The organism is Providencia sp. PROV073 (assembly GCF_033688125.1).
Classification (GTDB): Bacteria; Pseudomonadota; Gammaproteobacteria; order Enterobacterales; family Enterobacteriaceae; genus Providencia; species Providencia hangzhouensis.
In genome coordinates this window covers 3,534,965-3,554,251 of sequence record NZ_CP096353.1, presented here as the reverse complement: position 1 = coordinate 3,554,251, position 19,287 = coordinate 3,534,965, and the positions used below count along the sequence as shown (strand labels likewise).

Genomic DNA, 19,287 nt, shown 5'->3' with positions numbered 1-19,287 from the left:
TTTTGAAAAATGAGTCTGCCAATTGTATTTCCACAACTTTTCTTGATCTCAAGTGAAGTTTTTTTTATGTTTTAGCGCGAAAATACCCTTACAATGCTAAGGGGATATCTCAGTGAAAAGTGGTATACAGTTACGCATCAAAGGGAAAGTGCAAGGTGTGGGGTTTCGCCCCTATATTTGGCAGTTAGCCCACCAATGCAAATTATTAGGTGATGTTTGTAATGATGGTGAAGGGGTGCTAGTGCGTTTATGTATTGGTTCGGATATCACTGAATTTACTCAGTTATTGTACCAACATTGTCCGCCATTAGCCCATATAGAAAGTATTGAATCGCAACCTTTTCAATGGGATAAATTACCTGATACCTTTACTATTCGCCGTAGTGGTGAAGGTAAAATGGACACGCAAGTAATTCCAGATGCTGCCACTTGTGATGCGTGCCAACAAGAGCTTTTTGCCCTATCAAATCGGCGTTTTCATTACCCGTTTACAAACTGTACGCATTGCGGCCCCCGTTTCACTATTATTCGTCATATGCCTTATGATAGACCCAATACCGCAATGGCCGATTTTCCTTTGTGTCCTAATTGCTTAGAGGAATATCAATCCCCCGCAGATAGACGATTTCATGCGCAACCTAATGCGTGCGCGGTGTGTGGCCCTGAAATTAAATTGTGCGACCCATCAGGAAAAACGATTGCAAATAAAGAGAACGCATTAGTCTTGGCAGCTCAGCAGTTATTGGCAGGTAAAATTGTTGCCATTAAGGGGATTGGGGGTTTTCACCTTGCTTGTGATGCGAGTAAGGATCAGGCGGTAGAAGCTTTGCGCGTACGTAAATGCCGCCCAACTAAGCCACTTGCGGTAATGGTTCCATCACTGAATTGGTTAGAGTTGCACAATATGCCGCTTAGTGATGGCCTATGTGCATTATTAAAAAGCCCTGCCGCACCGATTGTGTTGATTAAAAATTGGAAAAATCATGTATTAAGCCAATATATTGCGCCAAAGCTAGCGGAAATAGGTGTTATGTTACCTTCTAATCCGTTGCAACACCTATTGATGGCACAAGTTAATTGCCCATTAGTGATGACATCAGGAAATGTATCAGGAAAGCCCCCTGTATTGAGTGAGCAAGCTGCTCTGGCTGATTTAACGGATATTGCTGATTTTTTCCTCACTCATAACCGCGATATTGTCCAACGTGCAGATGACTCACTGGTGCGTTATCATCATGGGCAAGCGGAAATGCTCCGTCGTGCGCGGGGCTATGTCCCTGATTCGATTGATTTACCTAAAGGGTTTGAAAATTCCCCACCAATACTGGCTTTAGGGGCTGATCTTAAAAATACCTTTTGTTTATTGCGAGACAAAAGTGCAGTAATGAGCCAACACCTAGGCGACCTTGATGACATGGATATTTTTGAACAATACCAGTCTGCGATTGCATTATTTGAATCTATTTATCGTTTTACGCCAACCGCTATAGTTTCTGATATGCATCCTAATTATGTGAGTACGCGCTATGGCGAGGCGTTATCACAGCAATTACGAATCCCATTGATAAAAGTGCAGCATCATCATGCGCATATCGCAGCAGTAATGGTTGAGCATGGTTTACCACTAAATGGAAGTAAAGTCATTGGGTTAGCTTTGGATGGTTTGGGGTATGGTGATGACCACCGGCTATGGGGAGGTGAATGCTTACTAGTGGATTATAAATCCAGTCAATACCTAGGAGGCTTGCCCCCAGTTGCACTGCCGGGAGGGGAATTAGCTTCTCGGCAGCCATGGCGTAATTTCCTTGCGCATTGTTTACAATTTGTCCCCCAGTGGCAAAAGCAAGAGAGCGTTGCTTACTTAATGTCATTTCCTTGGCAAGGCTTACAAAAGGCGATTGATAAAGGAATTAATAGCCCAACGGCTTCATCTACTGGGCGGCTTTTTGATGCGGTTGCTGCGGCGTTAGGTATTTGTACGGCACAAACTAGTTGGGAAGGGGAGGCCGCTTGTCAACTGGAAGCGATTGCAATGAAATCTCCCGTGAGCGTACATCCGGTCACTATGCCGTTAGTTGGTCAACAATTAGATTTACATACATTTTGGCAGCAATGGATGGCGTACTGTGCGCCTAAACCACAACGCGCACATGCATTTCATGTAGCGTTAGCGGAAGGTTTTGCTGAGCTAGCAAGGAAATCAGCGAACCAATATGGTACTAAGAAAATTGTTTTGTCAGGTGGTGTGATTCATAACCAACTATTGCGAGAACTATTAATGAATAATCTATCTGAGTTCGATGTGTTATATGCAAAACAATTTCCTATGGGAGATGGTGGGCTATCATTGGGGCAAGTCGCTATCGCTTCTGCGATGTTGAAAAATTAATCTATTACTGATGGGCAGTATTATATTTATAGGATTGTATATCTACCTATTTTTCAGCTTTTCATTTTAATAGAATATATTGTCTTTTTGATATTGATTCTTATTTAACATATTTGTTTTTATATTAATAGTTGGATTGTTATTAATACACCTATTCTGCTTAATTAATTATATTACGATAATGAATCTAAGTATCATAATGAAAAATAAATGGTTTTTTATTTTAAATGATGTGATGTATAACGCAGTATTGAAAATCAAATCTATTTTTTTATATTTTCCCTCTTGTTTTAACACAGGTTACTGAATCGATTTTTCTAGCAAATATATAAAAAAAATAAAATTTCTTATTGCCTATTGATGAAGATCAAATGATTTAGGAGCGGTAGGAATAGGATCTTATTTTATATTTATGCATCAGGTTACTTAAATAAGAATTTATTTCATTAGAGTTGGTTTTGTTTGCTTCTTAAATAGATAAATACAAACAAAAAGCGTATGCATCATTTGTGTATAGGGCCTTGTGGTATTTATAACCTTAAGATAATAAACAAAAATTTCCTTCTAATGAATAGGTTTTAAGCCACCCATAATAATAGGAAAAAAGAATGATAGGAGATAACTCTATTATTTCTTCGCATGGCATTAACCGCCGTGATTTTATGAAGTTATGTACAGCATTAGCAGCGACAATGGGATTAAGCGGGAAGGCTGCTGCCCAAATAGCTGAATCTATTAGTGACCCAGCTCGACCTCCTGTCATTTGGATTGGTGCCCAAGAGTGTACGGGGTGTACGGAATCTTTGCTGTGTTCAACCCATCCAACTTTGGAAAATTTAATTCTCGATACTATTTCATTGGAATACCACGAGGTGTTGTCTGCCGCCTTTGGTGAGCAAGTTGAGCAAAATAAACATGATGCAATTGAAAAGTACAAAGGAAAATATGTTTTAGTCGTCGATGGTTCTATCCCGCTAAAAGATAACGGTATTTATTGTATGGTGGCGGGGAAACCGATTGTTGAACATATTCGTGAAGTGGCTGAACACGCCGCGGCCGTGATTGCGATTGGTTCTTGTGCTTCGTGGGGCGGTGTTGCTGCGGCAGGAGATAACCCAACAGGAGCCGTGGGTTTAGATCAAGTCATTAAAGATAAAACCGTTATCAATATTCCAGGTTGCCCGCCTAATCCACATAACTTCCTTGCGACGGTCGCGCACTTAATTACGTTTAATCGTCCACCAAAACTGGATAGCAAAAATCGCCCAATGTTCGCGTACGGTCGATTAATTCATGAACACTGCGAACGTCGCCCTCATTTTGATGCGGGCCGTTTCGCAAAAGAGTTCGGTGATGATGGTCATCGTGAAGGTTGGTGTTTATACCATTTAGGCTGTAAGGGGCCTGAAACTTACGGGAACTGTTCCACATTGCAATTCTGTGATGTCGGTGGCGTCTGGCCTGTGGCGATTGGTCACCCTTGTTATGGCTGTAACGAGGAAAATGTCGGCTTTCACAAAGCGATACATCAGTTGGCGAGCGTGGAAAACCCAACACCACGGGTGGATAAACCGGATGTCAATAATCGCGAAGGTGGCCAAATTTCATCTACAGCTGTGGGGTTAATTGGTGGTGTTGTCGGGTTAGTAGCTGGAGTTAGCGTGATGGCGGTACGTGAATTAGGTCGTCAAAAACGCCAACAAGATACTGACTCACGGGGAGAATAACCGTGAATAGACGAAATTTTCTTAAACTCTCCGCAGGGGGAGCATTACTTGCGGGAAGTTCACCCAGCTTGGCGGGGCCTGAAAACCGCCCGCCAATTCCTAATTCTTTGGGGATGCTATATGACTCGACCCTGTGTATTGGGTGTCAGGCGTGTGTGACAAAATGCCAAGATATTAACCACCCAGAACGTAACCCGGTCGGGGAGCAAACTTGGTCAAATAATGACAAACTCACCCCTTATACCAACAATATTATTCAGGTTTGGAGCAGTGGAACAGGCGTTCATAAAGACCAAGAAAAAGATGGCTATGCCTACATTAAAAAGCAGTGTATGCACTGTGTTGACCCTAATTGCGTGTCGGTTTGTCCAGTTCAAGCCCTGAAGAAAGACCCAAAAACCGGCATTGTTCATTACGACGCCAGCGTATGTACTGGTTGCCGTTATTGCATGGTAGCGTGTCCATTTAATATTCCCAAATATGCCTACGATGACAAATTTGGCGCAATTCATAAATGCGAGTTATGTAACCAAAAAGGTGTCGAACGTTTAGACAAGGGTGGCTTGCCCGGTTGTGTCGAAGTTTGCCCAACGGGAGCGGTAATTTTCGGGACGCGGGAAGAATTGCTCGCGGAAGCCAAAAAACGCTTAACACTCAAAGTGGGGGATGAGTACGGTTACCCAAGACAAACCTTACACAGCAATGACCCGAATGTTATTAAAGTGCCGAAATATGAGTCTCATGTTTATGGGGAACTTGAAGGTGGTGGTACACAAGTTATTGTTCTTTCAGGTGTGCCCTATCAAAATCTTGGGTTGCCTGAATTGGAGCAGTTGTCTACTGGGGCTCGTTCTGAATATGTCCAGCACACCCTTTATAAAGGGATGGTATTGCCGCTCGCGGCGTTGGCAGGGTTGAGTTTCTTGGTGTATCGCAATACCAAGAATGATAAACACGAAGGAGACGACTCAAATGACGACGCATCATAAAGAGCAGCCGTTAGGCGGGCGTTTAGTCAGTTGGCCAATTATGGTATTTGGGCCATTAGTGCTGATTTGTGTCATCTTGATTGTTAAACGTTTGGTCTTCGGCTTAGGCTCAGTTTCTGACCTAAATGGTGGCTATCCTTGGGGGATCTGGATTGCTTTTGACTTACTAATTGGTACCGGTTTTGCTTGTGGCGGTTGGGCGCTGGCTTGGGCGGTGTATGTATTTAATCGCGGTGAATATCACCCGTTAGTGCGCCCTGCGTTATTAGCCAGTTTGTTCGGTTACTCCCTCGGTGGTTTATCCATTACCATTGACGTAGGTCGTTACTGGAACTTGCCTTACTTTTACATCCCCGGTTTCTTTAACACCAATTCGGTGCTATTTGAAACGGCAGTGTGTATGACGATTTATATCGGTGTGATGGCACTGGAGTTTGCTCCTGCACTGTGTGAACGTTTTGGTTGGAAGGTTTCATTAAAACGCTTAAATAAAGTGATGTTTTTTATCATTGCGCTAGGGGCGTTATTGCCGATGATGCACCAGTCATCAATGGGGTCATTGATGATTTCAGCAGGATATAAAGTCCATCCTATTTGGCAAAGCTATGAAATGCTACCACTACTCTCATTGTTGACCGCATTTATTATGGGCTTTTCCATCGTTATTTTTGAAGGATCATTACTTCAAGCCGCATTACGTGGGCAGGGTGCTGATGAACGGCCATTGTTTGTTCGTATCACTCGGATCTTGCAGGTACTGTTAGTGCTGTTTCTGGTCTGTCGTTTTGGTGAGCTGATTTATCGAGATAAGTTGCACCATATCTTCAATACCGATTTCTACGCCATGATGTTTTGGATAGAAACCGCATTAATGGTTTTCCCATTGGTTATTTTCCGTATGCCATCACTGAGGAATGATTCTCGGTGGTTATATGCAAGCGGTTTAAGCATGTTGATTGGCGCTGCCATGTGGCGGATGAGCTATTCCCTCGTTGCATTCAACCCAGGGGGCGGATACGACTACTTCCCAACAACAGAAGAACTTTTAATTTCAATAGGTTTCGTGGCAATAGAGGTATGTGCTTATATCTTATTGATCCGCTTATTACCTGTTATTCCTGCATTGAAAAAAACAACGATGAGCCATTCAGAGGCCCGAGGTAAAGCATGAGCCAACGTATAACAATAGACCCAGTCACTCGTATCGAAGGTCACTTACGCATTGATTGTGAAATTGAAGATGGAAAAGTCACTAAGGCTTGGGCTTCAGGCACGATGTGGCGTGGTATGGAAGAGATAGTCAAAGGAAAAGACCCTCGTGATGCATGGATGATCATGCAGCGTATTTGTGGGGTTTGTACCACCGTGCACGGTATTGTGTCGGTACGCACGATTGAGAGTGCCTTAAATATTGATGTGCCAGTGAATGCGCAGTATATCCGTAATATGATTTTAGCCGCGCATACTATTCAAGACCATATTGTCCATTTTTATCAATTATCGGCGTTAGATTGGGTAGATATCACCTCTGCGCTGAATGCAGACCCAAATAAAGCAGCAGAAATTTTGAGAGGCGTTTCGACGTGGCCACTGAATAGCCCAGAAGAGTTCACGCGAGTTCAAGATAAAATTAAAAAACTGGTTGCCAGTGGGCAATTGGGTATTTTTGCTAATGGATATTGGGGGCACCCAGCGATGAAACTATCGCCTGAGGTGAACTTAATTGCTGTAGCTCACTACTTACAAGCCCTCGAATGTCAGCGTGATGCTAACCGTATTGTGGCATTATTAGGAGGTAAAACGCCGCATATTCAAAACCTTGCTGTTGGTGGTGTCGCAAACCCTATCAACCTTGATGGTGTTGGGGTTCTGAACCTTGAACGCTTGATGTATGTAAAATCCTTTATTGACCGTTTAGGGGATTTTATCGAGCAAGTGTATAAGATTGACGCAGCGGTGATTGCAGCAGGCTACCCTGAATGGCTCGAAGTCGGTCAAGGTGCGAAACATTACATGTGTATGCCTGAAATGCCAATGGACGGTAAAAATGGGAATTTTCTATTACCTGGCGGGTATCTAGAGAACAGTGACTTTAGTACTTATCGCCCCATTACTAGCCATACAGATGAGTATTTGATCAACGGTATCAAAGAAAGTAGCAAACATGCATGGTACAAAGAAAATGAGCCACAAGCACCGTGGGAAGGCACCACGAACCCGGATTACACCGGCTGGGATGATGACGGTAAATATTCATGGGTAAAAGCACCAACTTTCTATGATAAAACCGTTGAGGTCGGGCCGCTCGCTGATTTGTTGTGTAAATTAGCGGCAAAACATGAACCGACAGAAAAACACTTTAATGATGTGGTGAACCTGTATCAAACACTGACAGGTAACAATATTAGTGTGGACCAACTGCATTCCACATTGGGGCGGATTATCGGACGTAGTGTTCGTTGTTGTGTATTGAATGAAACCTTGTCAATTCAATGGCAAGCGCTGGTGGACAACATCGCAAAAGGGGATCACACCACCTTTGTAAAACCCGTATTCCCAGAAAATGCCACCATTAAAGGTGTCGGTTTTGGTGAAGTACCTCGAGGTTTATTATCTCACTGGGTCGTGATCAAAGACGGTAAAATTGAAAATTACCAAGCGGTAGTGCCTTCTACTTGGAATTCAGGCCCACGTAATTTCAATGATGAGCCAGGCCCTTATGAGCAAGCATTGGTAGGAACTCCTGTCGCTGACCCATCTAAACCCCTTGAAGTGGTGCGGACCATTCACTCATTTGACCCTTGTATGTCTTGTGCAGTGCACATTGTTGACCCTGAAGGTGGCGAAGTCACTAAGGTTAAGGTGCTGTAATGCGTATTTTAGTCTTAGGTGTTGGCAATATACTGTTGAGCGATGAAGGGATTGGGGTACGCATCGTTGAGGCTTTAGAACAGCGCTATCACCTACCTGAATGCGTAGAAGTGCTTGATGGTGGAACTGCTGGAATGGAGTTAATTGGCCCAATGGCAGATAGAGACCATTTGATCATTGCCGATGTTGTGTTATCGAGCCAGAAGGCTGGCTCGATTTTAGTCTTGCGTGATGACGAAGTCCCTGCGCTGTTTACACGTAAAATTTCCCCACATCAACTCGGTTTATCAGATGTGCTATCCGCTTTGCATTTAACCGATGAATTCCCACAGCGGCTAACATTAGTTGGCGTTGTGCCTGAATCCCTCGAGCCGCATATCGGTTTGACGGCAACAGGGCTGGCCGCTTTAGAGCCAGCTTTACAAAAGGTTATTGAGGTTTTGCGAAGCGAAGGCTTGGAAATCATAGCGAAAGAAGAGAGTTTGCATGCCGGATGACATATTAGGTTATGAAACTAACCCTCGGCCTCAGGTTGAGGCCGCATTTACGCGCGTTGCTGAACAATCGATGCATGATTTGTCATTTTTGCATCCAACGATGCCTGTGCACGCCAGTGAGTTTGTCCTGTTTGAAGGGCAATGGGTGGGTGCGGTGATTACGCCATGGATGCTCAGCGCGATTATTCTACCGGGGCCTGAGCAATATTGGCCTCGCCGCGTGGTCGGTGACAAGGTTGGGTTAATCCTCCCCTATGGTGAAATGACTTATACCGTAGGTGAATTAGACGGCTTAACTCAATATTTTGCTTGCTCATTAATGTCGCCATTAGAAAAAAAACTGACACCAGAACAAGGTATTCACCTAACGGATGATTGCCAGCGAATATTGTTATCGCTCCCAGTTAGTGACCCGAATATTCCTCAAGCACCTGAACGTAGAGCATTGTTTGCCCGCCACTTAAGGGGGCAGGATGCATGAGGTTTCGTTATGCCAAAGTACGATAGAAATTATTGAACAGCAGGCGAAAAAAAATGCAGTTAACCGAGTCACCGGTGTTTGGCTTGAAATCGGCGCACTCTCTTGTGTTGAAGAGAGTGCGTTTCGCTTCAGTTTTGATGTCGTTTGCCGAGGTACGGTTGCAGAAGGCTGCCAGCTCCACATTATTTACCAGCCTGCACAAGCATGGTGTTGGGATTGCAGTGAAATAGTGGAAATAGACAGCCACCAATCGGTTTGTCCATGCTGTCAGGGGTTGAACCTGAAAGTGGAAAGTGGGGATAGTTTGCGCATCAAAGAGTTGGAAGTGGAGTAGCTTTTTGAGCTGAGCTTGAGGTGTATCAACTAGACTCAATGGACTATGTATTAATCTAATTTAACAATTTAGCGGTTGGGAGTGAAACTTATGTGTAGTACTTGTGGATGTGCGTCGGGAGAGCGCAAAATTGAGGGGGATGACCACGATCATCACCATGACCACCATCACGGCCATGATCACCACCAAGGTCACAACAATCATGATCACGACCATCACCATGATCATGAACCTAATGGGCAAACGGTGATCATTCATCACCATTATTATCATCAAGGTGATGTCCACAACCATTATCACCAATATGAACCCGCACCTGCTGAAAGCAAGTCTAAAAAGCATAAACACAAACATAAGCATAAACATAAACATATTTATCAAACGGCTGAGGCAAGTTTTAAACCAGCTGGGGAACACCATGACCTTGATTATGGCCACGGTGAAGCAGGTACCCATGCACCGGGGATTAGCCAAAAACGCATGCTACAAATTGAGATGGATGTGTTAGATAAAAATAACCATCTGGCGGAACATAACCGTAAGGATTTTTGCCAGAAGAATATTTTAGCGCTAAACCTCGTTTCTAGCCCCGGTTCAGGAAAAACCACCTTGTTGACAGAAACGTTGTTAAGACTGCGTGACAGAATTAATTGCGCAGTGATTGAAGGTGACCAACAAACCACTAATGATGCACAACGGATCCGCGAAACGGGTGTGCCTGCGATTCAAGTGAACACAGGAAAAGGCTGTCACTTAGATGCACAAATGGTCCACGATGCAACAGCACGTTTAGAGTTAGCCGATAACAGTTTGTTATTTATTGAAAATGTCGGGAATCTCGTGTGCCCTGCCAGTTTTGACTTAGGGGAACGCCATAAAGTAGCGGTACTGTCAGTCACGGAAGGGGAAGATAAACCTCTCAAATATCCACATATGTTTGCGGCAGCAGATATCATGTTATTGAACAAAATCGACTTACTGCCATACCTGAATTTTGATGTTGATGCTTGTATCGCCAATGCTAAGCAAGTGAACCCCAATATCCAAGTTATCCAAGTTTCTGCGACACGCGGCGAAGGGATGGATGCATGGCTGGCATGGTTGGAGACACAGCTATGTGCTTAGGCATTCCGGGCAAAATAGTGGCAGTTGGTGAAGACATTCACCAACTCGCTCAAGTGGATGTTTGTGGTGTAAAACGCGATGTGAATATTGGCCTCATTTGTGAAGGGGAAACCGCCGATTTATTAGGCCAATGGGTATTGGTACACGTCGGGTTTGCCATGAGTATCATCAATGAAGAAGAAGCGCAATCTACCTTGGATGCGTTAACCGCGATGAGCCAGCTAGACCACGAGGTCAGCGATTTTAGTGGTTTAAATGCAGGAGCGGCAGATGCAGTACGTCGATGAATTTCGCGACCCTGTTCTTGCAAAAGCGCTGTTGGCGCATATTCATCAACGGGTGAATGAAATACCCCAAGCGAAACGACGCCCATTACAACTCATGGAAGTCTGTGGTGGCCACACCCACGCGATTTTTAAATTTGGTATTGACCAGTTATTACCCACTGACATTGAATTTGTTCATGGGCCCGGTTGCCCTGTGTGCGTTTTGCCAATGGGACGAATTGATAGTTGTATTGAAATTGCACAGCACCCTGAGGTTATCTTTTGTACTTATGGCGATGCAATGCGCGTTCCGGGGGAAAGGGGCTCTTTACTTGACGCTAAACGTAATGGGGCGGATGTCCGTATCGTTTATTCACCGCTAGATGCTTTGGCATTGGCAGAGCAGCATCCCCATCGCCAAGTGGTTTTCTTTGGCTTAGGCTTTGAAACCACTATGCCAAGCACGGCAATCACCTTGCAGCAAGCAAAGCACCGCCAGTTGACAAACTTTAGTGTATTTTGCCAACACATTACGATTATTCCCACCTTGCGCAGCTTACTTGAGCAACCGGATGTCCGTATTGACGGCTTTTTAGCACCAGGACACGTGAGTATGGTAATCGGGGCGCATCCCTACCAGTTTATTAGCGAAGACTTCCATAAACCCTTGGTGGTCACAGGGTTCGAACCCTTAGATATTTTGCAGTCGTTAGCCATGCTAGTTGACCAAATCGCTGATGGTCGTTGTGAGGTAGAAAACCAATATAAACGCGTTGTGGCCGATGAAGGTAACCTGTTGGCACTTAAAGCGTTAGAGGAAGTTTTTGAACTTAAACAAGCCAGTGAATGGCGCGGGTTGGGGGAAATTGCAGGTTCAGGGGTTCAATTAACTCAAGCTTACCAATTTTTTGATGCTGAGAAGCGTTTTCAGGTACAACCCCATAAAGTGGCGGATGACCCGCAAGCACGTTGCGGTGAGGTGTTAACAGGGCGCTGTAAACCGAACGAATGTATGTTGTTTGGGCGCCGTTGTACGCCACAAACGGCTTTTGGCGCATTAATGGTTTCTTCTGAAGGTGCCTGTGCAGCTTATTACCAATATCGTCGGGAGGCATAAATGAGTCGTGATGCTAACAATGTGGTGACGATGGCACACGGAAGTGGTGGGCAGGCGATGCAGCAATTGATTGAACAGTTGTTTTTGCAGGCGTTTGCAAACCCAGCGTTGAATGAGCGAGAAGACCAAGCTCGGCTAGCATTGTCCGAAATGACAGCATTGGGTGACCGTTTGGCATTCAGTACCGATAGCTATGTCATCGACCCGATTTTTTTCCCGGGAGGCAATATTGGTAAAATAGCCGTTTGCGGCACAGTGAATGACGTTGCAGTTAGTGGGGCTACCCCAAAATACCTTTCTTGCGGTTTTATCTTGGAAGAAGGTTTTTCCCTGACTGAATTGCAGGTCATTGTCGAATCTATGGCGGCAACGGCAAAAGCGGCCGGTGTGGATATTGTGACAGGCGATACCAAGGTAGTGCAGCGCGGGGCTGCAGATAAAATCTTTATCAATACGGCAGGTATTGGCGTGATCCCGTCCAATATCCAGTGGGGAGCTCAGCATATTCAAGCGGGGGATAAAGTGATTGTTAGCGGTACGTTGGGTGATCACGGTGCGACTATCTTAAACCTGCGCGAACAACTCGGGTTAGAAGCGGAGCTTTGCAGTGATTGTGCGGTATTAACGCCATTGATAGCTCCGCTGCGTGAAATTGACGGCATTCGGGCATTACGAGACGCAACTCGTGGTGGCGTAACGGCAATCTTACATGAATTTGCCCAAGCCAGTGGTTATGGAATTGCCGTAAATGAGGGGGATTTACCAGTTTCTTCTGCAGTTAGGGGCGTGTGCGAGCTATTGGGTTTAGAGCCGTTAAACTTTGCCAATGAAGGTAAACTAGTGATTGTGGTGAAACCTGAAGCGGAAAATGCAGTGCTTGCTGCACTACACCAACACCCATTAGGGAAAGATGCAGCCACGATTGGCTGTGTGACTGAGCAAAAACAAGTCAAATTAGTTGGGATCTTCGGTACATCAAGGTTATTAGATTTGCCTCACAGCGAGCCTTTACCCCGTATTTGTTAATTGAAAACGCCCTATAGATAAAACCTATAGGGCGTCCAAATTTATTAACGTCTTAACATGCCTTTATCGATGATAAATTCGATAATGGTCTCTAAGCCGACTTTTTTCTTTAAGTTAGTAAACACATAGGGCTTTACTGGTCGCATTCTTGCGGTATCGGCTTCCATCACTTCTAATGAAGCGCCGACATACGGAGCAAGGTCAATTTTGTTTATCACCAGTAAATCGGAATGGGTGATCCCTGGCCCACCTTTACGTGGAATTTTTTCGCCTTCAGCAACATCAATAACATAAATGGTTAAGTCTGCCAGCTCTGGGCTAAACGTCGCGCTGAGGTTATCGCCGCCGCTTTCCACAAATACGATATCAAGATTTTTATGGCGGATGGCTAACTCTTCAACTGCCGCTAAATTCATTGATGCATCTTCACGAATAGCGGTATGAGGGCAGCCGCCAGTTTCAACACCAATAATGCGGTCTGCATCTAGTGCTTCGGCACGGGTTAAAATTTTGGCATCTTCTTGGGTGTAAATATCATTGGTGACAACGGCAATTTGGTAAGTGTCGCGCATGGCTTTGCATAACACTTCTAATAATGCGGTTTTTCCTGAGCCGACCGGCCCACCGACACCAATTCTTAAGGGTTGATTATATTCTTGCATAGCATTTTCTCATGAACGAAAAAGTCGTGTGTATTGGGTTTCATGCCGACTACTGGCAATAATTTGTGCAGGTGTAAAACTACCAATATCGTCTATTGGCCAGATTGCCGATTGCGCAACCACCTCGGGTATGCGCTCAGCAAGGGTAAATAAAATATTTTGCCCCGCGCTTTGCCCTAAAGGGATAAGCTTAACACCTGACATCACCGTGTTTTCTAGCCAACCCCATGCATACGCGGTGCACAATTTTTCAACGTCAATTTGCCAATTTACCGCGGCGAGGGCGAAGGCCATTAGCTGGGTTTGTTTCACGCAGGTTTGCAGGTTAGCATCCAGTTCAATGCCTAGTTGAGGCAGCAACCGTGCAAAAGCAATTCCTCGTTGTCGCTCTTCTTGGCGTAGTTCTTTGGTTTCACGGCTGGCAATCATAAATTCACACCAATATTTCACCGCTTCAATATCACCAAGGGAAAGGGAAGTCTGAATTTGCCGTAAAACGGGAAGCTCTAATGTTGCAATGGCATGCGTCATTTGTGCGGTTAGCCAGCCTGCAAGGGTATCTGGTGTTGTTACCCAACCTCTTTCAATCGCCCATTCTAAGCCTTGTGAATAGGTAAACGAGCCAACAGGTAAAGAAGGACTAACTAACTGGTATAAGCGCAGATCTGCTAACATAGGCACACTCCCTGAACCTGATTAGTGATGGTGATCATCGTGGCCGTGATGGTGGTTATGACCACTGGATGAGCCGCCATAAGCCCCCGGTTCCGGTTGGTATTTTTCTAAACCGACACTAACCGTAGCACCTAACCCACGCGCCATATCATCTAACACATGGTCATGAAAATAACGGCACCAACCCGCTTCAATTTGCAAAGGAACATGGCGGTTGCCTAAGTGATAGCAAACGCGGGCGAGCAACAGAGCGTCATCGCTGTAAACGGTAGAAACTTGCTCTTTCGCGGCTTCGATTGTGACTAACTCACCGTCTTCAGTGGATAAAACGTCGCCTTCTTTCAGGATGGTTCCACGCGGCAAAAATAGCCCCGCTTCTTGCCCATCACTTAAGGTAACTTTTAAACGGCTTTTGGTGCGCTCATCCATGGTTAAGCACAGGGTTAATGCGCTTGGTGAATGGGGTTTTGGGGCAACCACTTTAATAAATTTTTTCATTTTCTGGCTCTTTTAATTAGGGGTCAGAATAAAAAGTAACGTTGTGCCATCGGTAACTCAGTCGCAGGTTCGCATACCAGTGGGATACCATCGGCTTTGACGATATAAGTTTGCGGGTCAAGTTCGATATGTGGCACATAACTGTTGTGCACCATAGAGGCTTTGCTAATATTTCGGCAGCCTTCAACTCGGCCTATTTGGCTCTGTAAGCCTAATTTTTCAGGAACACCTGCTTCAATACCTGCTTTTGACATAAAAATCATTGAGGTATGGTATTTCGCTTTACCTAACGCTCCAAACATCGGGCGGTAATGTACAGGCTGTGGTGTTGGGATTGCGGCGTTAATATCTCCCATTGGCGCATAGGCGACCATTCCCCCTTTCATAATTAGGGCGGGTTTGATGCCAAAAAATGCAGGGTCCCATAATACGATATCAGCTAACTTGCCTATTTCTATCGAACCGACTTCATGGGCGATACCGTGAGCGATAGCGGGGTTAATGGTGTATTTCGCCACATAACGTTTGATACGGTTATTATCGCTTTCTGGTGTGTCACCTTCTAAAGTTCCGCGCTGTAATTTCATTTTATGGGCGCACTGCCAAGTGCGAGTGATAACTTCACCAACGCGACCCATGGCTTGTGAGTCTGAAGACATCACAGAAATTGCGCCCATATCGTGCAAAATATCTTCCGCAGCAATGGTTTCACGGCGAATACGAGATTCCGCAAAAGCCACATCTTCAGGAATTGATGGGTCGAGATGGTGGCAAACCATTAACATATCCAAGTGCTCATCAACGGTATTGATGGTGTATGGCATCGTTGGGTTGGTCGATGCAGGCAGAATATTCGGTTCTCCGACGGATTTGATGACGTCAGGGGCATGGCCACCGCCAGCACCTTCTGTATGGAATACGTGGATCACTCGTCCTGCAATGGCCTTCACGGTTTCTTCATAAAAACCGCCTTCATTTAACGTATCTGAATGGATAGCCACTTGCACATCCATTTCATCAGCCACATTCAAACAGTTGTGAATAGCCATTGGGGTAGCGCCCCAGTCCTCGTGAATTTTTAAGCCAATGGCACCCGCTTCAATTTGTTCGCGAATCGCTTCGGGCCTACTGACGCAGCCTTTACCAAATAGCCCGACGTTGATAGGCAGTTCATCAACAGCTTCTAACATGCGGTACATATTCCAAATACCGGGGGTGACGGTAGTGGCATTAGTGCCAGCCACAGGGCCAGTTCCACCGCCTATAAAGGTGGTAACACCGGAAACAAGACCTTCTTCTGCTTGCTGTGGGCAAATAAAATGGATGTGGGTATCAACGCCACCCGCGGTGATAATTTTACCTTCGCCTGCAACCACTTCGGTACCGGGGCCGATAACGATATCGACATTGGGTTGAACATCAGGGTTACCTGCTTTACCAATCCCCGCAATACGGCCATTTTTGATCCCGATATCCGCTTTAACAATGCCCCAATGGTCTAAAATAATGGCGTTGGTGATTAGCACATCGACACACAGGTCACTGGTGACTTGGCTTTGGCCCATGCCGTCACGAATAACTTTACCGCCACCAAATTTGACCTCTTCACCATACGTGGTGAAATCTTTTTCGATCTCTAGAAATAATTCTGTATCAGCTAAGCGTAAACGGTCACCTGTTGTTGGACCAAACATATCTGCATACGCTTGACGAGAGATTGTTTTCATTATTAATTCTCACTCTCTAATTTACCCATGACTTTGCCATGGAAACCATATATTTCTCGCTTGCCGCTAAAAGCCACGAGTTCAACTGTGCGGCTTTGTCCTGGTTCAAAACGTACTGCCATGCCCGCAGGGATATTCAAACGAAAACCGAGTGTATTTTCGCGTTCAAATTTTAGGGCGTCGTTGACTTCATAAAAATGATAGTGAGAGCCAATTTGAATCGGGCGGTCACCATGGTTGGCAACTTGTATCGTTTGGGTTTCTCGGCCTGCATTTAGTTCGATATCACCCAAAGCGTGGTTGACTTTAATTTCACCGGGGATCATTTTGTTACCTATACAATCGGGTCGTGAATAGAAACCAGTTTTGTGCCATCAGGAAATGTACATTCCACTTGGATGTCTTTGATCATTTCTGGCACGCCTTCCATTACCTGCTCTGCGGTTAACAGGGTTCGGCCTTCGCTCATTAATTGGGCGACAGTTTTACCATCACGTGCGCCTTCCATAATCGAACAACTGATCAGCGCGACGGCTTCAGGGTAATTGAGCTTTAGCCCACGGGCTAAACGCCTTTCAGCAACGAGGCCTGCTGTAAAAAGCAATAATTTATCTTTTTCTCTTGGGGTTAATTCCATTTTTTGCTCCTAAAAAACGTTTAAGTTGCCCAAATACGCGGTGGTTCTGGGCAATAACCTAACCAATATTGTCTTGTTGCCTGCCAAATATGGGCAAAGCAAGCCATCATCGGCTCGGTTTGAGAACCTAATAACCGTAATACTAAAATGCCGTCTACATCAGTTAGCCCATATTCAAGCGGTCTCACTTCCGTAGAGAAAAACACGGCCAAACTCTCGTGAAGTTCAGCTTTTAACTCATCGCTGGCGGGGTAGATATACAAGGAGCCGACCATAGGAAATTCACGCATGACGGCTGATTGTTTTTGCGAACCTTCGATAAATATGGATTCCGCCAAGGTGAGTTTGTCATCAATATAAAACTGAAAGCGGCCCCGAATATCACCGTTGTCGAATTGTTCGTTTAATACTGGGCGCCCTAAACATTGGATTTCCCAGCCGACAAATTTTGATGAACTAGCGATTCGAACGTGGGTTTCTAAGCGAACTTGAGCCTCAGGGAAAAAAATATTTTCTTGAGGTAGCCATTCTAAGAACCCATTGGGCGCAACAGTTAATGTTTGTACTTGTCGCGCAACACCGCCCGCACTGCGATAAAATTTTGTCGCGCCGGGTGTGGTCAATAACGCATGGGCGTGTGGTTGAACATCAATATTAATAAGGAGTTTATCCCCCCCGACAACGCCACCGGGTGGATGAAGTAAATAGGTGTGTGCAATTCCTTGCTCGGGGTAGAATGGCCGCTGAACCATTAAAGGGCCGATATGTTGTTTATCCGTTAAGCGGGTGACGCCACGTTTTAGTTCATATCGTAAGAAGATTTCAGCTAACCAGCCTGATCCTGAAAAATCAGACATACTTTCTCCTGCAACTCAGTCAACTAAAAATACGCGAACATGTTTAGCTATACCCCAGCCAAAATTGGGTATTTGTGATGTAAAAGCTAATGCAAGTAGGGTAGGATGTGAATGAACGCCAAAAATCATTATTATTATGCAGTGTCGTAGGCTGCATGTGTATGCCGCGCGATTCTACACCTTATATCGAAAATTGCCTTTCAATTAAACAGCATTTTATTTAGAAAATATAACAACCATCAAAATAACAGTAAAAAATGAGCGTATATCTATATTGCGATTTCAACGCAACCGGACTATATTCTCAGCCGCACTGATATAGAGCTGATATGTTTTGTTTCATTACTTTATATCTATTCAACAATCCCTTTTCTTGGGAAGTCATTCTGACATTAACAGCAGTTTATAGAGATTATGGAATATAAATTCTTTCTTTCAGAAAGCCAGATGGTGTTAAAAGCGTTTTATATTGAAAGCGCGATGATAGCCATGCTAACTGGCGCGAAAGGAAATATCGTGATCAATGGCCAATCCATTGAAATTGAAAGCGATGTCACCTTAATTATTCCTAAATACAGCCAAGTTTCCTGTAATATTGTGTGTAATACCGTGAAGCAGCCGCTTGAGTTGCACACGCTGTCGATGTCAGCAGAAGAATTACAAGCGGTATTTTTATTACTGAAAACATTGATGAAGTCCGGTGCGCCTCTGACTAGCCACCAACCCATCTACCATATTTCTCCCCCAGAAACTGTGAGAGATAACTTTAGTTTGCTAAAACAATGCTTACCATTAAAAAAACAGAGTGCATCCCAAGAAGCATTGTTAATGAAACAGAGCCTATATTTTATTTTAATGGCGATATATCAAGAAGGTATCGATATTCTGAATCTTTTTCGTTTCAATTACGATGAACCGAAAAACCAAGCGATCACCCATTTGATAACCCAAGAACCGCAAAAAAAATGGCATTTAGACGATGTTGCGAAAGCGTTATTTACGACCCCTTCAACGTTGCGCCGCCATTTGAACCGCGAAGGGGTGTCTTTTCGCCAATTATTGTTAGATGTTCGCATGGGGATGGCATTGAATTATTTAACGTTTTCGAATTATTCTGTTTTTCAAATTAGTCATCGCTGCGGTTTTGGTAGCAATGCTTATTTTTGTGATGTCTTTAAGCGAAAATATAATATGACGCCTTCTCAGTTTCGGTTGCAATCAAGGCAGTCGAACGACCCTAATTTTATTACTAATTTGTCCTTGCGATCTAACCCAATTGAATTTGACAAAGAAATTGATGAGTAGTTGTTAAGATAGGTCAAATAACGACTTAATTTTGACGGTTTCTCTAATAAATTCGCTGTTCTATTGATGTAGCGCCTAGCAATCAGGGCATTAAATTTAATATA

20 protein-coding genes are annotated in these 19,287 nt (G+C 44.5%); 13 read left to right on the top strand and 7 right to left on the bottom strand.

The window, feature by feature from the left end; all coding sequences use genetic code 11:
* Positions 1 to 112: 112 nt before the first annotated feature.
* The 12 genes from hypF to hypE all read left to right on the top strand — a co-directional run bounded on the left by hypF (position 113) and on the right by hypE (position 12,822).
* The gene (gene hypF, locus M1F17_RS16185; protein WP_318837064.1) at positions 113 to 2,389 is read left to right on the top strand and encodes a carbamoyltransferase HypF; all 2,277 of its coding nucleotides are present in this window, start codon (positions 113 to 115) and stop codon (positions 2,387 to 2,389) included.
* 608 nt (positions 2,390 to 2,997) lie between these two features.
* Positions 2,998 to 4,116, top strand: a complete 1,119-nt coding sequence (hybO, locus tag M1F17_RS16180; RefSeq protein WP_004257951.1) for a hydrogenase 2 small subunit — start codon at positions 2,998 to 3,000, stop codon at positions 4,114 to 4,116.
* Between the two features lie 2 nt (positions 4,117 to 4,118).
* Entirely contained in the window at positions 4,119 to 5,105 is a 987-nt protein-coding gene (gene hybA, locus M1F17_RS16175) for a hydrogenase 2 operon protein HybA (RefSeq protein WP_094961065.1), read from the top strand.
* Positions 5,089 to 6,276 carry a Ni/Fe-hydrogenase cytochrome b subunit gene (hybB, locus tag M1F17_RS16170; RefSeq protein ID WP_004257947.1) on the top strand — a complete coding sequence of 396 codons (1,188 nt, stop codon included), beginning with the start codon at positions 5,089 to 5,091 and terminating at the stop codon, positions 6,274 to 6,276. The genes hybA and hybB overlap by 17 nt, the downstream gene beginning before the upstream one ends.
* Complete coding sequence (gene hybC / locus M1F17_RS16165) at positions 6,273 to 7,976, top strand: hydrogenase 2 large subunit (protein WP_004257943.1); 1,704 nt, start codon at positions 6,273 to 6,275, stop codon at positions 7,974 to 7,976. The genes hybB and hybC overlap by 4 nt, the downstream gene beginning before the upstream one ends.
* Positions 7,976 to 8,473 (top strand): HyaD/HybD family hydrogenase maturation endopeptidase, encoded by a 498-nt coding sequence (locus M1F17_RS16160; protein ID WP_004257940.1) that lies wholly within the window; start codon positions 7,976 to 7,978, stop codon positions 8,471 to 8,473. Before hybC ends, M1F17_RS16160 begins: the two co-directional genes overlap by 1 nt.
* Positions 8,463 to 8,954: a hydrogenase-2 assembly chaperone gene (gene hybE / locus M1F17_RS16155; protein ID WP_144139878.1), complete on the top strand. Its 492-nt coding sequence runs from the start codon at positions 8,463 to 8,465 to the stop codon at positions 8,952 to 8,954. Before M1F17_RS16160 ends, hybE begins: the two co-directional genes overlap by 11 nt.
* A complete protein-coding gene (gene hypA, locus M1F17_RS16150; RefSeq protein WP_004257935.1) occupies positions 8,947 to 9,288 on the top strand; it encodes a hydrogenase maturation nickel metallochaperone HypA in 342 nt (113 codons plus the stop codon). Before hybE ends, hypA begins: the two co-directional genes overlap by 8 nt.
* A gap of 90 nt (positions 9,289 to 9,378) precedes the next feature.
* Positions 9,379 to 10,413, top strand: coding sequence for a hydrogenase nickel incorporation protein HypB (hypB, locus tag M1F17_RS16145; RefSeq protein ID WP_094961066.1), 1,035 nt, complete (start codon positions 9,379 to 9,381; stop codon positions 10,411 to 10,413).
* Positions 10,404 to 10,700, top strand: a complete 297-nt coding sequence (hybG, locus tag M1F17_RS16140; RefSeq protein WP_004257928.1) for a hydrogenase maturation factor HybG — start codon at positions 10,404 to 10,406, stop codon at positions 10,698 to 10,700. Before hypB ends, hybG begins: the two co-directional genes overlap by 10 nt.
* Positions 10,684 to 11,796, top strand: coding sequence for a hydrogenase formation protein HypD (hypD, locus tag M1F17_RS16135; RefSeq protein WP_094961067.1), 1,113 nt, complete (start codon positions 10,684 to 10,686; stop codon positions 11,794 to 11,796). The genes hybG and hypD overlap by 17 nt, the downstream gene beginning before the upstream one ends.
* Positions 11,797 to 12,822 carry a hydrogenase expression/formation protein HypE gene (gene hypE / locus M1F17_RS16130; protein WP_094961068.1) on the top strand — a complete coding sequence of 342 codons (1,026 nt, stop codon included), beginning with the start codon at positions 11,797 to 11,799 and terminating at the stop codon, positions 12,820 to 12,822.
* A gap of 44 nt (positions 12,823 to 12,866) precedes the next feature.
* Here the strand turns inward: hypE and ureG are convergent, their stop codons facing one another.
* The 7 genes from ureG to M1F17_RS16095 are packed head-to-tail and all read right to left on the bottom strand — an operon-like array spanning position 12,867 to position 17,878.
* Entirely contained in the window at positions 12,867 to 13,484 is a 618-nt protein-coding gene (ureG, locus tag M1F17_RS16125; protein WP_004257918.1) for an urease accessory protein UreG, read from the bottom strand.
* Positions 13,485 to 13,493: 9 nt separating this feature from the next.
* Positions 13,494 to 14,159 (bottom strand): urease accessory protein UreF, encoded by a 666-nt coding sequence (locus M1F17_RS16120; RefSeq protein WP_094961069.1) that lies wholly within the window; start codon positions 14,157 to 14,159, stop codon positions 13,494 to 13,496.
* A gap of 21 nt (positions 14,160 to 14,180) precedes the next feature.
* The gene (gene ureE, locus M1F17_RS16115; protein ID WP_094961070.1) at positions 14,181 to 14,657 is read right to left on the bottom strand and encodes an urease accessory protein UreE; all 477 of its coding nucleotides are present in this window, start codon (positions 14,655 to 14,657) and stop codon (positions 14,181 to 14,183) included.
* A gap of 23 nt (positions 14,658 to 14,680) precedes the next feature.
* Entirely contained in the window at positions 14,681 to 16,384 is a 1,704-nt protein-coding gene (gene ureC, locus M1F17_RS16110) for an urease subunit alpha (protein ID WP_072503028.1), read from the bottom strand.
* A gap of 2 nt (positions 16,385 to 16,386) precedes the next feature.
* Entirely contained in the window at positions 16,387 to 16,710 is a 324-nt protein-coding gene (locus M1F17_RS16105; protein ID WP_004257906.1) for an urease subunit beta, read from the bottom strand.
* Between the two features lie 8 nt (positions 16,711 to 16,718).
* Entirely contained in the window at positions 16,719 to 17,021 is a 303-nt protein-coding gene (locus tag M1F17_RS16100) for an urease subunit gamma (RefSeq protein WP_136135464.1), read from the bottom strand.
* A 20-nt stretch (positions 17,022 to 17,041) separates the two neighbouring features.
* The gene (locus M1F17_RS16095; protein WP_144139872.1) at positions 17,042 to 17,878 is read right to left on the bottom strand and encodes an urease accessory protein UreD; all 837 of its coding nucleotides are present in this window, start codon (positions 17,876 to 17,878) and stop codon (positions 17,042 to 17,044) included.
* A 414-nt stretch (positions 17,879 to 18,292) separates the two neighbouring features.
* Here M1F17_RS16095 and M1F17_RS16090 point away from each other — a divergent pair, with 414 nt between their 5' ends.
* Positions 18,293 to 19,183 carry an AraC family transcriptional regulator gene (locus tag M1F17_RS16090; protein WP_004257901.1) on the top strand — a complete coding sequence of 297 codons (891 nt, stop codon included), beginning with the start codon at positions 18,293 to 18,295 and terminating at the stop codon, positions 19,181 to 19,183.
* Positions 19,184 to 19,287 lie beyond the last annotated feature (104 nt).